Origin of the sequence: Streptomyces sp. enrichment culture (assembly GCF_964272855.1) — a bacterium.
Taxonomy (GTDB): domain Bacteria; phylum Actinomycetota; class Actinomycetes; order Streptomycetales; family Streptomycetaceae; genus Streptomyces.
In genome coordinates, this window is sequence record NZ_OZ186847.1 from 3,312,130 (window position 1) to 3,326,836 (window position 14,707).

The window sequence follows — 14,707 nt, forward strand, 5'->3', positions numbered from 1 at the left end:
GGAGCGTCTCGCCCCCTAGCGGAGCGGTCCGGTGACCGTCTCCACCGCCGCGACCAGCCGCCCGTCGCGCACGAACGCGTCGGCCGCCGCGAGGTCGGGGGCGAGGAAGCGGTCGGGACCGGGGCCCTCGACGCCGGCCGCGCGGACCGCGTCCAGGACGGCGCGGGTCGCCGGGGCCGGGGTCAGGCCCTCGCGCAGCTGGACGGCACGGGTGGCGGCGTACAGCTCGACGGCGACGACCCGGGTGAGGTTGTCCACGGCCGTGCGCAGCTTGCGGGCCGCCGACCAGCCCATGGAGACGTGGTCCTCCTGCATCGCGGAGGACGGGATGGAGTCCGCGGACGCCGGTACGGCCAGCCGCTTCAGTTCGCTGACCAGGGCGGCCTGCGTGTACTGAGCGATCATCAGGCCGCTGTCCACGCCCGCGTCGTCGGCGAGGAACGGCGGCAGGCCGTGGCTGCGGTTCTTGTCCAGCAGCCGGTCGGTGCGGCGCTCGGCGATGGAGGCGAGGTCGGCGGCGGCGATGGCGAGGAAGTCCAGGACGTAGGCGACCGGGGCGCCGTGGAAGTTGCCGTTGGACTCCACCCGGCCGTCGGGCAGCACGACGGGGTTGTCGACGGCCGACGCCAGTTCGCGCTCGGCGACCAGGCGGGCGTGCGCCATGGTGTCGCGGCCGGCGCCGGCGACCTGCGGGGCGCAGCGCACCGAGTAGGCGTCCTGGACGCGGGGCGCGTCGTCCTGGTGATGGCCGGTCAGGCCGGAACCGTTCAGCACGGCGAGCATGTTGGCGGCGCTGTCGCCCTGGCCGGGGTGGGGCCGGATGGCGTGCAGTTCGGGGGCGAGGACCTTGTCGGTGCCGAGCAGGGCCTCGAGGCTCAGGGCGGCGGTGACGTCGGCGGACTTGTAGAGGGTGTCGAGGTCGGCGAGGGCCATGATGAGCATGCCGAGCATGCCGTCGGTGCCGTTGAGGAGGGCGAGGCCTTCCTTCTCGCGCAGCTCGACGGGGGCGATGCCGTGCTCGGCGAGCAGCTCCCCGGCGGGGCGGACGGTGCCGTCCGGGCCTTCGGCGTCGCCCTCGCCCATCAGCGTCAGGGCGCAGTGGGAGAGCGGGGCGAGGTCGCCGGAGCAGCCGAGGGAGCCGTACTCGTGCACGACCGGGGTGATGCCGGCGTTGAGGACGTCCGCCATGGTCTGCGCGACCTCGGGCCGCACGCCGGTGTGTCCGGAGCAGACGGTCTTCAGCCGCAGGAACATCAGGGCCCGTACGACCTCCCGCTCGACGCGCGGGCCCATGCCGGCGGCGTGCGAGCGGACGATGTTGCGCTGGAGCTGGGTGCGCAGCTCCTGGCCGATGTGCCGGGTCGCGAGGGCGCCGAAGCCGGTGGAGACGCCGTAGACGGGGTCCGGCTTGGCCGCCAGCGCGTCCACGATCTCCCGGGCCGCGGTGAGGGCGGCCACCGCCTCGTCGGAGAGCTCGACACGGGCGCCGCGGCGGGCCACGGCGAGGACGTCGGACGCGGTGACGCCGGACGTCCCCACCACCACAGTGTGCATATCCATATTCAGGAGCGTACGCAGTGAATTCGAAAATGTCACCAGTGGGTGCGGGGTTCACCCCTTACCCACACGCACACGGTCGCACCGGGACCCTCAGGGCCGCCCCCGGAAGCGGCGGCGCTCGCGGGACGTCTCGGGGGACGGCGCGTCGGCCAGGCGTACGACGGGATCGTCCGGGCCCTCCCGGCCCGCGACCACCGGTCTGGCCGCGCGGACGGCCTTGGCGCGGTACTGGGCGGCGTCGGCGAGCCGGAACAGCCGCCGGGCGGAGCGGACCGCGCCGATCGGCTCCTCGGTGGAGGCGACCCCGCAGGCGACGCCCTCCCCCAGGTCCAGCTCGGCCGCCCGGCGGCACAGTTCGCCGGCCACCTTCACCACGTCCTCGGCGGGCGGCCCGACCGCGAGCAGACAGAACTCGTCCCCGCCGAGCCGGGCGGCCAGGGTCCCCGGCAGCATCGCGCCGCACAGGGACAGCACCGACCCGAACCGTTCCAGCAGCCGGTCGCCGACGGCGTGGCCGAGGGTGTCGTTGACGCGCTTGAGCCCGTTGAGGTCGCAGACCACCAGGCTGACGACCACGCCCTCCTCGCGATGCCGCTCCACCGCCTCGTCCAGCCGCATGTCGACCGCGCGGCGGTTGGCGAGGCCGGTCAGCGAGTCAGTGAAGGCCAGCCGGCGGGCCTCCTCCAGCCGCTCGGTCTGCGCGATGCCCGCGGCCACCACGGCGGCCAGGACGGTCGCGAAGTCGGCGTCGCCCCGGTCGAACACCGGCGTACCGGCCGGGCGGGCCACGTACAGCTCGCCCCAGGCCCGGCCGTGCAGCACGATCGGCGCGACCACACAGGACCCCCGGCCGCGGCGGCGCAGGGCCGAGACGCGCTGGTGCACGAAGCCGGCGCGCCCCTCGGTCGGCCCGTCGGCGGTCTCCACCCAGGCGTCCGGTTCGCCGCCGGCCGCCCACTGCTCGTGCAGGAACTCGGTGATCTCGGCGAACTGGTGCACCGGATAGGTCTCGTCCTCCGGGAACTCCACCTCGTCCGGCGCCCGCTCACCGACGTTCACCAGCACCCGCAGCCGCCCCAGCTCCCGCTCCCACACCGACAGCGCGGCGAAACTCCCGCCCAGCGCCCGGCACGCCCCCACCGCCGCGGCCCGCCACGACTCGCGCGGAGTGCGCGCCGCGGCCATGCCCTGCGCGAGCGCGACGACGTCCGCGAGCCGGTTGTCCTCACCCATTGCTCCAGGCTAGGGAGCTTTCGGGGGATGTGGGACGTTGATGCACCGCTTGGAGTGATCACCACGGCCGCGCCGGGCCCGGCAGGACGGGTTCCCGCTCACTCCCCCCGGCACCGGACGGGGTCTCACTCCCCCGGCCAGCGCGGCGCCCGCTTCTCGTTGAACGCCGCCACACCCTCCGCGCGGTCGCGCGAGAACGCCACCGAGCGCCAGGCCGCGTCCTCGACCTCCAGGCCGGCCCGCAGGTCCAGGCCGTGGCCGAGACGCAGGGCGCGCTTGGCGGCACGCAGACCCACCGGGGAGTTGGCGGCCATCCGGGAGGCCAGCGACAGGGCCTCCGCGCGGTCCTGGCCCTCGTCCACCAGGACGTCGACCAGCCCCAGCTCCCGGGCCTCGGGCGCGTCCACCCGGCGCGCCGTGAAGATCAGCTCGGCGGCGCGGGCCGCGCCCACCCGGCGCGGCAGCAGCTGGGTCCCGCCACCGCCGGGGATCACCCCCACGGACACCTCCGGGAGCCCCACCACCGCCGTACGGTCCGCCACGATCACGTCGCAGGACAGCGCCAGCTCGAAGCCACCGCCGAGGGCGAAGCCGTGGACCGCCGCGACCGTCGGCATCGGCAGTTCCAGCACGCCGGTGTACGCCGCGCGCGCGACCGGGCGCTGCCGGACCAGTTCCGCGTCGGTGAAGGAGTTCCGCTCCTTCAGGTCCGCGCCGACGCAGAACGCCCGTTCGTGCGTCGACGTCAGCACGACCACGCGGACGTCCCGGTCGGCGCCGAGCGCGGCACAGGCGCCGGCGAGGGAGCGCGCCATCTCGCTGGACACCGCGTTCATCGCCTTGGGCCGGTCGAGCGCCAGCTCCGCGACATGCCCGTCCTCGTGCCGCCGGACCAGCACGAACTCCCCGAACCGCTCCTCGCTCACAACGGCCTCGCTCACGACACCCCTCCGGTTAACGCGGGTTAACAACAGTGCCCCGATCATCGCAGCCGTGCCCCGCCGGGGAAAGAGCGAACGGGCCCCCGGCCGCCGGGTCCGCGTCCGGCACCCCGTTCGAGTGACATCCCGCCCGACTCCCGGTCACCCACCCGCGGGAGCGCATAGCGTGCACCGCCACGGCGCACCGGGGGCGCACGCATCGGGGAGGGATCGATCGCATGACGAGCGGAACGCAGACCGACACGACCGGCACCACGAGCCGCCCGGCCCGTGGCCGGCACCGCCGCCCTCGCTCCCGCAAGCTGCTGCTCGCCGCAGCCGGCCTCGTGGTGGCCGCCGGGCTGCTGAGTCTCGTACGGCCTGCTCCGGAGCCCGGTGCCGTCGGCGGCCTCGGCGCCGCCCGGCCCGGCCCGAGCCCGGACCGGGCCACGGCCGACGGCGGCCGGGAACGGGCGGCCGACACGGCCGCGACCTTCGCCGCCGCACCGGAACGCAGCCCGTCCGCGCCGTCCGCACTCGGCGGCGTGGGGACGGCACCGAGGGCGGCGTCCGCGGGCCTGCCCGTCCCGACCGCGACCGGCTCCCCCACGAACACCGGCATCGGCGTCCCCCGCACCACGGCCGTCCCGCACGCGCCGAATCCGCCCGCGGCCCCGTCGTCCGAGGTCACGGCCGCGCCCCAGGCACCTCCCGGCACCACCCCGTCGAAGCCGAAGCCGACTCCCGAGCCCGCCCCGACCACCGGCGCCCCGGCGCCGCATCGCCCGGACGATCCGGAGCTGTGCGTACCGGTCATCGACCTGTGCCTGGACCCGCTGAGCAGGCGCCGCTGATCCCCGGCCGCGCCCGCCGTGCCGCCAGGGAGAGCGACCTACGCCGTCCCGTCCCTGCGGCTGAGCAGCCACGGCTCGACGACGCCGAGGCCACGCACCGGCCGCTGCCACATCGGCTGGAGCGCGAAGCGGTACGTCGGCGGCTGCTCGCCCTCCTTCTCCGCGGCGGCCGCGGCCTCGGCCGCCTCCGCCTCGGAGGCCGGGGCCTCCCCGGTGCGGATCAGCTCCTCGGCGAACGCGCTGTCGACGAGCACGGCGTCCTTGGGGGCTATAGACGTCAGCCGGGAGGCGAGGTTCACCGTCGTACCGAACACATCGCCCATTCGGGTGGTCACCGTGCCGAAGGCGATACCGACGCGCAGCTCCGGCATGGTCTCGTCGTTCGCCATGGTCTCGATCAGCCGGATCGCGATCTCCGCGGCGACCCCGGCGTCGTCGGCGGCGTACAGCACCTCGTCGCCGAGCGTCTTGATGAGCCGCCCGCCGCGCGCGGCGACCAGGTCGGCGGCCGTGGTCTCGAACGCCTCGACCAGCTCGCCCAGCTCCTCCTCCTCCAGGCGGCGGGTCAGCCGGGTGAACCCGACGAGGTCGGCGAAGCCGACGGCCAGCCGCCGGTCGACCATCTCCTCGTCGTCGGCGGCCTGGACGACCCGGCCGGTCGCGGCGGCGAGCTGCCGCCGCCAGACGTAGACCAGGAACTCCTCCAGTTCCGGCAGCAGCAGCTCGACCAGCGGATACGTGACCTCGGTACGGGTCATGCCGGGCTCCGGGGGCTCGGTCAGGCCCTCCAGGAAGGAGTCGATCTGCCATTCGGCCAGACGGGCGGTGGTCTGGCCCGTGGAACGGGCCACCTGCACCGCCATCGCCTCGCTCAGCAGGCCCGCCTCGACGAGACCGGCCAGGCGGCGCAGCGCCAGGACGTCCGCCTCGGTGAGCGCCTTGGCCTGCCCGATGTCGGCGAAGCCCATCGCCCGCCAGAAGCGGGACGCCAGCTCCATGGAGACGCCGGCGCTGCGGGCCGCCTGGAAGGGCGTGTAGCGGCGCTCGGCACCGAGGATGAGCTGTTCGAGACGGAGGGCGAGGGGGTCCTCGCCTGGGTCGGTGCCGTCGGGCGCTGGGTTACGACCCATGCCGGAGCCCGTGTCGTCGACGGTCACGCCTGTTGCCCTTCCGATCTGCCACGGTCAGGTATCGACCGGCCTCAACTCTACGGCAGATGTGCGCCAGCTCACTCCGTCAGGTGCACCGGGGCGGGTGCGGTGGGTGGGGGCGGCTGCCGTCTGCCGGGTGCGGGTCGTGCGGGGCAGGTCGCGCGGCTCCCCGCGCCCCTTCAGGCCGGCTCACTCACGCCGGCCGCAGGTGCACGACGTCGCCCGCGCCCACCGGCTCCTGCACACCCTCCTTCGTGGCGATCACCAGTCGGCCGTCGCCGTCGACGGCCACCGCCTCCCCGATGATCGAGCGGTCCCCGGGCAGCTCGGCCCGTACGACCCGGCCCAGCGTCGCGCAGCCCGCCGCGTACGTCTCCTGGAGGCCGCAGGCCGCCGGGTCGCCGCCCGCGGCGCGCCAGCGGCCGTACCAGTCCTCCAGGGACCGCAGCATGGCCCGCAGCAGCGGGTCGCGGTCCGTGACGGTGGCTCCGGCCAGGGCGAGGGAGGCCGCCTGGGGGACCGGCAGTTCGTCCGCGCGGAGGGTGACGTTGATGCCGACGCCCACGACGACGCCGTGCTCGCCCGACCGCTCGGCGAGGATGCCGCCCGCCTTGCGTTCCTCTCCGGCCACGGTCACCAGCAGGTCGTTGGGCCATTTGAGGGCGGTGTCGACGCCCGCCGCGCGGGACAGCCCGGTGGCCACGGCCACGCCGGTCAGCAGCGGGAGCCACCCCCAGCGGGTCACCGGCACCTCGGCGGGCCGCAGGAGCACGGAGAAGAACAGCCCGGAGCGCGGCGGTGCCGTCCACCGGCGGTCCAGGCGTCCCCTCCCGGACGTCTGTTCCTCGGCGACGAGGACCACTCCCTCGGGTGTTTCACCACTGGCGTCCCGGGCCACCAGGTCGCTGTTGGTTGAGCCGGTGCGCTGCACCACCTCCACGTCCGACCACAGGCTCCCTTCCCGGACCAGGGCCCGGCGCAGAGCGGCGGCGTTGAGGGGCGGCCGGTCGAGGTCCGACCAGCGGTTGTCTCCTGAGGCATCTCGGGGCGTCATGCAAGCCACCCTAGGTGTGGGATAGACCGCACTGCCGATCGGAAGACCCCCCACTACTCTACGGATGAGTAACCGTCCCCCCTTTTGAGCAGGCAGGGAGCCGCATCCCGATGTCCGAGCCGGAAGAGATCGACATCCACACGACCGCGGGCAAGCTCGCGGATCTCCAGCGCCGGATCGAGGAGGCGACGCACGCCGGCTCCGCCCGCGCCGTGGAAAAGCAGCACAGCAAGGGCAAGCTGACGGCCCGTGAGCGGGTCGATCTGCTGCTGGACGAGGGCTCGTTCGTCGAGCTGGACGAGTTCGCCCGGCACCGCTCCACCAACTTCGGCCTGGAGAAGAACCGCCCCTACGGCGACGGCGTCGTCACCGGGTACGGCACGGTCGACGGCCGTCCCGTCGCCGTGTTCTCGCAGGACTTCACGGTCTTCGGCGGGGCGCTGGGCGAGGTCTACGGGCAGAAGATCGTCAAGGTGATGGACTTCGCGCTGAAGACCGGCTGCCCGGTCATCGGCATCAACGACTCCGGCGGCGCCCGCATCCAGGAGGGTGTGGCCTCGCTGGGCGCCTATGGCGAGATCTTCCGCCGCAACACGCACGCCTCGGGTGTGATCCCGCAGATCAGCCTGGTCGTCGGGCCGTGCGCGGGCGGCGCGGTGTACTCGCCCGCGATCACCGACTTCACGGTGATGGTCGACCAGACCTCGCACATGTTCATCACCGGCCCCGACGTCATCAAGACGGTCACCGGCGAGGACGTCGGCTTCGAGGAGCTGGGCGGCGCCCGCACCCACAACACCGCCTCCGGCGTCGCCCACCACATGGCCGGCGACGAGAAGGACGCGATCGAGTACGTCAAGCAGCTGCTGAGCTACCTGCCTTCCAACAACCTCAGCGAACCGCCCGCCTTCCCCGAGGAGGCGGACCTGGAGCTGAGCGACGAGGACCGCGAGCTGGACACGATCGTCCCGGACTCGGCGAACCAGCCGTACGACATGCACACGGTCATCGAGCACGTCCTCGACGACGCGGAGTTCTTCGAGACGCAGGCGCTGTTCGCGCCGAACATCCTGACCGGCTTCGGCCGCGTCGAGGGCCGCCCGGTCGGCATCGTCGCCAACCAGCCGATGCAGTTCGCCGGCTGCCTGGACATCGACGCGAGCGAGAAGGCCGCGCGCTTCGTGCGCACCTGCGACGCCTTCAACGTGCCCGTGATCACCTTCGTCGACGTGCCCGGCTTCCTGCCCGGCGTCGACCAGGAGCACACCGGCATCATCCGCCGCGGCGCGAAGCTGATCTACGCGTACGCCGAGGCGACCGTCCCGCTGATCACGGTCATCACCCGCAAGGCCTTCGGCGGCGCGTACGACGTCATGGGCTCCAAGCACCTGGGCGCCGACCTCAACCTGGCCTGGCCGACCGCGCAGATCGCGGTGATGGGCGCGCAGGGCGCCGTCAACATCCTGCACCGCCGCACCCTCGCCGAGGCGGAGGCGAACGGGGAGGACGTCGAGGCGACCCGCGCCCGGCTGATGCGGGAGTACGAGGACACCCTCCTCAACCCGTACGTCGCGGCCGAGCGCGGCTACATCGACGCCGTGATCATGCCGTCGGACACCCGCCGTCACATCGTCCGCGGCCTGCGTCAACTGCGCACCAAGCGGGAATCCCTGCCCCCGAAGAAGCACGGCAACATCCCCCTCTAGGCCTGCTGGGAGCCGTCATGAACATCAAGGTCGTACGGGGCAACCCGACCCCGGAGGAGCTGGCCGCCGCACTGGCGGTGGTCCGCGTCCGCGCCGCGGCGGCGGCAGCCGCCCCGCCCGGCGCGCCCTCGGCCCACGACGCCTGGTCCGACCCGTCCCGCCTCGCCACCCGTCGCCTGCCCCAGCCGGGCCCGGCGACGTGGGAGCGGACGTTCTGGCCGGGATGATCTAACGCAGCACACCCGCGACGGCTTCGGCCATCACCTCGAACCCCTCGTCGTTGGGGTGCAGGTGGTCGCCGAAGTCGTACGACGGCCGCAGCCGGTCCGGGTCCGCCGGATCGGCCAGCAGCCGGCCGAAGTCGACCACGGCGTCGTACTCGCCCGTCTCCCCGGCGCCGCGGATCCACTCGTCGAGCTCGTGCCTGGTCTTCGCCGCGCGCTCCCCCCAGTGGTCGGATCCGCCGAACGGCGGCAGCGTCGCGCCGATCACCCGCAGGCCCCGCCGCCGCGCCTGCCGCAGCAACGAGCGGTGGCCCTCGATCAGCTCCGCCGCCTCCACCACCGGCGCCGGGTGGTACGTCGGCTGCTCGTCGGTCTCGCTGAATCCGATGTCGTTGACGCCGAGCAGGACGACGAGGGTGTCCACGCCCGGCTGGTCGAGCACGTCCCGGGCGAGCCGGCGCACCCCTTTCTCCCCGTACCACGCGGAGTCGTTGAGCAGCAGGTTCCCGCCGATCCCGGCGTTGAGCACGGGCCGTCCGGTGCGCCGGGCGAGCGCGTCCGACCAGCGGCGGTCGGCGCCGGGGGTGGAGCCGAAGCCGTCGGTGAGGGAGTCGCCGAACAGTGCGATCCCGTCGGTGCGCCCCGCGTCGGTCTCTACGGCGGTGAGGAAGTACCAGGACTCGGTGCTCTCCGTGAAGCCGGTCCCGTCGGTGTCGGCGAGCAGGTCGCCCGGGCCGCGGTGGCTGGTGGTGAAGGCCTGCGCATGGAAGGTCGCGGGTCCGGTCACGGCGTCCAGGTGCAGCGTGACCGTCAGCGACTCCCCGGCCGCCACCCGCAGTCCCGCCGGATCGCTCAGCAGCTGCCCGTGCGCGGGGACGACGGCCTCGGGCGCGCCGCCGAAGGAGAGCCGCCGCACCGAGCCCGGCTCCACCGCCGCCCCCGCGGTCGTACGGCCCACCGTGGCGCCGGCGACGCGCAGCGGTGAGGTGCCGTACACGTTCGACAGCCGGACGCGGAGCCGGTCGCCGCCCGCCGTCAGGTGCACGACCTGACGCAGCGACTGGCGCCAGAAGCCCGTCCGGGACCAGTTCGGGGTGAACCCCTCGCTGGGCATCTGGGGTGACGCGGTCCAGGCGGTGGTGAACGACGACATGACACAGCCTCCAAAGGGAACTGAAATCCCATTAACTAATGGCACAGTAGCACCGTTTAGGGAAGTTGAGTACGCGTACTCAGGCGCCGCCCCGATCCGCAGCTGACGATTGCGGGCATGCTGTGGTCCGACCCCGAGAACGAGCCGCCCAAGGAACTGCGCGACATGCAGGACATGCTGCGGCGGCTGGGCGTTCTGATGGCGGTCGCCATGGTGCTCGCGATGGTCGTGATCGGAGCGAGATGAGACCCCGGCGGGCCGCCACGCCCCCGGCTACCCTGACCGCATGACCGATCAGCCGCGCCGCCGCCTCGTGCTCGCCTCCCAGTCCCCCGCCCGGCTGGGCCTGCTCCGTCAGGCCGGACTCGAACCCGAGGTGATCGTCAGCGGCGTCGACGAGGACGCCGTCACCGCCCCCACCCCCGCCGAGCTGGCCCTCGCCCTCGCCGAGGCGAAGGCCTCCGTGGTGGCCGCCCGGCCCGACGTCATGGGTGCGATCGTGATCGGCTGCGACTCGGTCCTCGAACTGGACGGCCAGGCGCTCGGCAAGCCCGGCGACGCCGAGGAGGCCACGGCCCGCTGGAAGTCGATGCGCGGCCGCGCGGGCACCCTGCAGACCGGCCACTGCGTCTACGACACCTCGACCGGGCGGTACACCTCCGCCACCGCCTCCACCGTCGTCCGCTTCGGCGACCCCACCGACGAGGAGATCGCCGCCTACGTCGCCTCCGGCGAGCCCCTCCACGTCGCCGGGGCCTTCACCCTCGACGGCCGCTCGGCCCCCTTCATCGAGGGCATCGACGGCGACCACGGCAACGTGATCGGCATCAGCCTGCCCCTCGTCCGGAAGCTGCTGGGCCAGCTGGGGATCAACATCACCGATCTGTGGACGTGAGCGGGCCGACCGTCTAGGCGGGCGCGGCGCCGCCTTCCGGCAGCACGTCCGCCGGCTCCGCGGGCCCGGCCGGGTCCGCCGCCGCCCGCCCGTCGTGCGTCATCAGCAGCAGCACGATCAGCCCGAGCACCAGCACCATGAACACGAAGGCCGGCCAGCCCACGATCCCCCACACGAACGCCCCCAGCAGCCCGTGCACCACGGCCGCGCTGATCAGCAGGACGCGGCCCAGGCCGGCCGCCGGGCGGTCGCGCAGGGCCACGAGCAGGGCGACGAGGCCGCACAGGGCGAAGTAGAGGCCGAAGACGACCCCGCCGATCTTCGAGGACGTGGCCATCACGTCCGGGTCGAGCCCCGCCAGGGACATGTCCTGACGGTCGACGACGACCCCGAGGAACCAGTTCAGCGCCGCGATGCCCAGCGCCTCGGCGAAGAGGACGACCGCCACGATCCATGCCACCGGCCTGCGCACCACCGGTTCCACCCACCTTCGACCGTCGAGCGAGCAAGGCTGCTGTTACCCCAAGTACGTTCGAGACATCGCGAACGCTACTAACGGGTAAACGTCGGGACAAGGGTTCTGCCCAAGGCAAAGAAACGTTGGGCCATTCGTAGGGACTCCACAAAGAAACGAAGTGGCCCGCAGCACGTGATGACAGAGACCTTGACCACAGCGGAAGGCTAGGGTTTGCCGAAGGAATCCTGCGTACCACGGTGCGACAAGGGATTTCGCGGGTCGAGCGAGCCTCGAATCACGCTCCGTGTGGGCAAGCTCACCATTGGGGACGGGTCGAAGTGCCGTGTCGGCAGTCCCTAAACTCGGCTTGTTTCAAGGAGGGAGCCTCATCGTGCGCAAGGTGCTCATCGCCAACCGTGGCGAAATCGCTGTCCGCGTTGCCCGGGCCTGCCGGGACGCCGGGATCGCGAGCGTGGCCGTCTACGCCGACCCGGACCGGGACGCTCTGCATGTCCGCGCCGCGGATGAGGCGTTCGCCCTGGGCGGTGACACTCCGGCCACCAGTTATCTGGACATCGACAAGGTGCTGAAGGCCGCCAAGGAGTCGGGGGCGGACGCGATCCACCCCGGATACGGCTTCCTGTCGGAGAACGCCGACTTCGCGCAGGCCGTGCTCGACGCCGACCTGATCTGGATCGGCCCGCCGCCGCAGGCCATCCGCGACCTCGGTGACAAGGTCGCCGCCCGGCACATCGCCCAGCGCGCCGGCGCGCCGCTGGTCGCCGGTACGCCGGACCCGGTCTCGGGCGCGGAGGAGGTCGTGGCCTTCGCGGAGGAGCACGGCCTGCCGATCGCGATCAAGGCCGCCTTCGGTGGTGGCGGCCGCGGCCTGAAGGTCGCCCGGACCCTCGAAGAGGTGCCGGAACTGTACGACTCGGCCGTCCGTGAGGCGGTCGCCGCGTTCGGCCGCGGTGAGTGCTTCGTCGAGCGCTACCTCGACAAGCCCCGCCACGTGGAGACCCAGTGCCTGGCCGACAAGCACGGCAACGTGGTCGTCGTGTCCACCCGTGACTGCTCGCTGCAGCGCCGGCACCAGAAGCTGGTCGAGGAGGCCCCGGCCCCGTTCCTCTCCGAGGAGCAGATCGCCGAGCTGTACTCGTCCTCCAAGGCGATCCTGAAGGAGGCCGGCTACGTCGGCGCCGGCACCGTCGAGTTCCTCGTCGGCCTCGACGGCACGATCTCCTTCCTGGAGGTCAACACCCGGCTCCAGGTCGAGCACCCGGTCACCGAGGAGGTCGCCGGCATCGACCTGGTGCGCGAGATGTTCCGCATCGCCGACGGCGAGGAGCTGGGCTACGGCGACCCGGTGCTGCGCGGCCACTCCTTCGAGTTCCGCATCAACGGCGAGGACCCGGGCCGCAACTTCCTGCCCGCGCCCGGCACCGTCACCGCCTTCAACCCGCCGTCCGGCCCCGGTGTGCGCCTGGACGCGGGCGTCGAGTCCGGCAGCGTCATCGGCCCGGCGTGGGACTCGCTGCTCGCCAAGCTGATCGTCACCGGCCGCACCCGCAAGGAGGCCCTGGAGCGGGCCGCGCGTGCGCTGGAGGAGTTCCAGGTCGAGGGCATGGCCACCGCCATCCCGTTCCACCGCGCGGTCGTCAAGGACCCGGCCTTCGCGCCGGAACTGACCGGCTCGGCCGACCCGTTCACGGTCCACACCCGCTGGATCGAGACCGAGTTCGTCAACGAGATCAAGCCCTTCGCCGCCCCGGCCGACGCCGAGGCCGACGAGGAGACCGGCCGCGAGACGGTCGTCGTCGAGGTCGGCGGCAAGCGCCTGGAGGTCTCCCTGCCGTCCTCGCTGGGCATGTCGCTGGCCCGCACCGGCCTGGCCGCCGGCGCTAAGCCGAAGCGGCGCGCGGCGAAGAAGTCCGGCCCCGTCGCCTCCGGTGACACCCTCGCCTCCCCGATGCAGGGCACGATCGTCAAGATCGCCGTCGAGGAGGGCCAGGAGGTGCAGGAGGGCGACCTGGTCGTCGTCCTGGAGGCCATGAAGATGGAGCAGCCGCTCAACGCCCACAAGGCGGGCACCATCAAGGGCCTGACCGCGGAGGTCGGCGCCTCCATCACCTCGGGCGCCGCGATCTGCGAGATCAAGGACTGACCCGGAGACCGGCCTCACCCAGAGGTTTCTCCACGCGCCCGGCGGGGGCTTCCTCCGCCGGGCGCGCGGCTTTGGGCGTCGTACGCCGATGGCCCCGGCTCTTGGTGTCGTACGCCGAAGGCCCGACGCTCTTGGTGTCGTACGCCGAAGGCCCGACGCTCTTGGCGTCGTACGCCGAAGCCCCTCCCCCGGCGTCTCAGCGCCGGCGCAGGTCCGCCACGCGTGCCCGGTCGGCGCCCGGGGTCTGCTCCCCGCCCATGACCGCGGCCGTGCGGAGCGGCTGGCCGCCGTGCACCTGGCCACGGCGGGGCCCCGGGAGGGGCACGTCCCGGCGCTGCTGGCGGGCCTGGGCGGTGTCACCCCCCGCGCTGCCGTGGCCCCCGGCGTTTCCCGGGGCGCCCGTGCCCGCCACCGCGATCTGGACGCCCTGGTCGGCCAGGGCCTGCAGTTCGGTGGCCGCGCGGTCGTCGTGCGGCGGGGGCTCGTCGGTGACGAGGCGGGTGATGACGTCCGTCGGCACGGTCTGGAACATGGTGTCCGCGCCGAGCTTGGTGTGGTCCGCGAGGACCACCACCTCCGCGGCGGCCTGGACGAGCGCGCGGTCGACGGAGGCGGAGAGCATGTTGGATGTGGACAGCCCGCGCTCGGCGGTGAGCCCGCTCCCGGAGAGGAAGGCCCGGGAGACCCGCAGTCCCTGGAGGGACTGTTCGGCGCCGGAGCCGACGAGGGCGTAGTTGGACCCGCGCAGCGTGCCGCCGGTCATCACGACCTCCACGCGGTTGGCGTGGGCGAGTGCCTGGGCGACCAGGAGGGAGTTGGTGACGACGGTCAGCCCGGGGATGCGGGCGAGCCGGCGGGCCAGCTCCTGCGTCGTGGTGCCCGCCCCGACGACGATGGCCTCGCCCTCTTCGACGAGGTTGGCGGCGAGGTCGGCGATGGCCGTCTTCTCGGCGGTCGCGAGATGAGACTTCTGCGGAAAGCCGGACTCCCGCGTGAACCCGCCCGGCAGTACCGCACCGCCGTGCCGGCGGTCGAGGAGTCCTTCTGCCTCCAGCGCGCGCACGTCCCGTCGTACGGTCACTTCGGAGGTCTGGACGACGCGGGCGAGCTCCCGGAGCGACACCGCTCCATTCGCTCGCACCATTTCGAGGATCAATTGGCGACGTTCTGCAGCGAACACGAAACTGACAGTAACCCCAACGACCGTCTGCTTTCAGCAGTTTGCGCCGAATAACAGAAGTTGTTCGTACGGCAGGGGCGGAAGTGGTATAGGGATTCACTTCCGCCACCTATGCCGTACGGAGGGCCGACGACTCCCTGTGACCAGCGAGGAGTC

The 14,707-nt window shown here is 72.9% G+C and carries 14 protein-coding genes; 6 read left to right on the forward strand and 8 right to left on the reverse strand.

The window, feature by feature from the left end; genetic code table 11:
* Nucleotides 1–15 precede the first annotated feature (15 nt).
* The 3 genes from hutH to ACSU6L_RS13970 form a co-directional block, all read right to left on the reverse strand.
* Nucleotides 16–1,554: a histidine ammonia-lyase gene (gene hutH / locus ACSU6L_RS13960; RefSeq protein WP_437064882.1), complete on the reverse strand. Its 1,539-nt coding sequence runs from the start codon at nt 1,552–1,554 to the stop codon at nt 16–18.
* A gap of 96 nt (nt 1,555–1,650) precedes the next feature.
* The gene (locus ACSU6L_RS13965) at nt 1,651–2,793 is read right to left on the reverse strand and encodes a diguanylate cyclase domain-containing protein (protein WP_437056841.1); all 1,143 of its coding nucleotides are present in this window, start codon (nt 2,791–2,793) and stop codon (nt 1,651–1,653) included.
* A gap of 125 nt (nt 2,794–2,918) precedes the next feature.
* Nucleotides 2,919–3,719 (reverse strand): enoyl-CoA hydratase/isomerase family protein, encoded by an 801-nt coding sequence (locus tag ACSU6L_RS13970; protein WP_437064883.1) that lies wholly within the window; start codon nt 3,717–3,719, stop codon nt 2,919–2,921.
* Nucleotides 3,720–3,952: 233 nt separating this feature from the next.
* On the opposite strand from ACSU6L_RS13970, the gene ACSU6L_RS13975 reads away from it, so the two are divergent.
* Entirely contained in the window at nt 3,953–4,567 is a 615-nt protein-coding gene (locus ACSU6L_RS13975; protein ID WP_437056843.1) for a hypothetical protein, read from the forward strand.
* A 38-nt stretch (nt 4,568–4,605) separates the two neighbouring features.
* On the opposite strand, the gene ACSU6L_RS13980 is transcribed toward ACSU6L_RS13975, so the two are convergent.
* Nucleotides 4,606–5,724 (reverse strand): adenylate/guanylate cyclase domain-containing protein, encoded by a 1,119-nt coding sequence (locus tag ACSU6L_RS13980; RefSeq protein ID WP_437056845.1) that lies wholly within the window; start codon nt 5,722–5,724, stop codon nt 4,606–4,608.
* A 187-nt stretch (nt 5,725–5,911) separates the two neighbouring features.
* Nucleotides 5,912–6,772 carry a biotin--[acetyl-CoA-carboxylase] ligase gene (locus tag ACSU6L_RS13985; protein WP_437056847.1) on the reverse strand — a complete coding sequence of 287 codons (861 nt, stop codon included), beginning with the start codon at nt 6,770–6,772 and terminating at the stop codon, nt 5,912–5,914.
* 110 nt (nt 6,773–6,882) lie between these two features.
* Here ACSU6L_RS13985 and ACSU6L_RS13990 point away from each other — a divergent pair, with 110 nt between their 5' ends.
* Both ACSU6L_RS13990 and ACSU6L_RS13995 read left to right on the forward strand, forming a co-directional pair.
* A complete protein-coding gene (locus ACSU6L_RS13990) occupies nt 6,883–8,478 on the forward strand; it encodes an acyl-CoA carboxylase subunit beta (RefSeq protein ID WP_437056849.1) in 1,596 nt (531 codons plus the stop codon).
* Between the two features lie 17 nt (nt 8,479–8,495).
* Nucleotides 8,496–8,705 (forward strand): acyl-CoA carboxylase epsilon subunit, encoded by a 210-nt coding sequence (locus ACSU6L_RS13995; protein ID WP_437056851.1) that lies wholly within the window; start codon nt 8,496–8,498, stop codon nt 8,703–8,705.
* Nucleotide 8,706: 1 nt separating this feature from the next.
* Here the strand turns inward: ACSU6L_RS13995 and ACSU6L_RS14000 are convergent, their stop codons facing one another.
* Complete coding sequence (locus ACSU6L_RS14000; protein ID WP_437056853.1) at nt 8,707–9,855, reverse strand: SGNH/GDSL hydrolase family protein; 1,149 nt, start codon at nt 9,853–9,855, stop codon at nt 8,707–8,709.
* 117 nt (nt 9,856–9,972) lie between these two features.
* Here ACSU6L_RS14000 and mmpB point away from each other — a divergent pair, with 117 nt between their 5' ends.
* Nucleotides 9,973–10,101: a morphogenic membrane protein MmpB gene (mmpB, locus tag ACSU6L_RS14005; RefSeq protein WP_437056854.1), complete on the forward strand. Its 129-nt coding sequence runs from the start codon at nt 9,973–9,975 to the stop codon at nt 10,099–10,101.
* A 40-nt stretch (nt 10,102–10,141) separates the two neighbouring features.
* The gene (locus ACSU6L_RS14010; RefSeq protein WP_437056856.1) at nt 10,142–10,750 is read left to right on the forward strand and encodes a Maf family protein; all 609 of its coding nucleotides are present in this window, start codon (nt 10,142–10,144) and stop codon (nt 10,748–10,750) included.
* A gap of 13 nt (nt 10,751–10,763) precedes the next feature.
* Here ACSU6L_RS14010 and ACSU6L_RS14015 read toward each other — a convergent pair whose 3' ends face one another.
* Nucleotides 10,764–11,225 (reverse strand): hypothetical protein, encoded by a 462-nt coding sequence (locus ACSU6L_RS14015; RefSeq protein WP_437056857.1) that lies wholly within the window; start codon nt 11,223–11,225, stop codon nt 10,764–10,766.
* A 373-nt stretch (nt 11,226–11,598) separates the two neighbouring features.
* Between ACSU6L_RS14015 and ACSU6L_RS14020 the strand changes: the two genes are divergently transcribed.
* A complete protein-coding gene (locus ACSU6L_RS14020) occupies nt 11,599–13,371 on the forward strand; it encodes an acetyl/propionyl/methylcrotonyl-CoA carboxylase subunit alpha (RefSeq protein WP_437056859.1) in 1,773 nt (590 codons plus the stop codon).
* Between the two features lie 196 nt (nt 13,372–13,567).
* On the opposite strand, the gene ACSU6L_RS14025 is transcribed toward ACSU6L_RS14020, so the two are convergent.
* A complete protein-coding gene (locus ACSU6L_RS14025; RefSeq protein WP_437056861.1) occupies nt 13,568–14,551 on the reverse strand; it encodes a DeoR/GlpR family DNA-binding transcription regulator in 984 nt (327 codons plus the stop codon).
* Between the last annotated feature and the right edge of the window lie 156 nt (nt 14,552–14,707).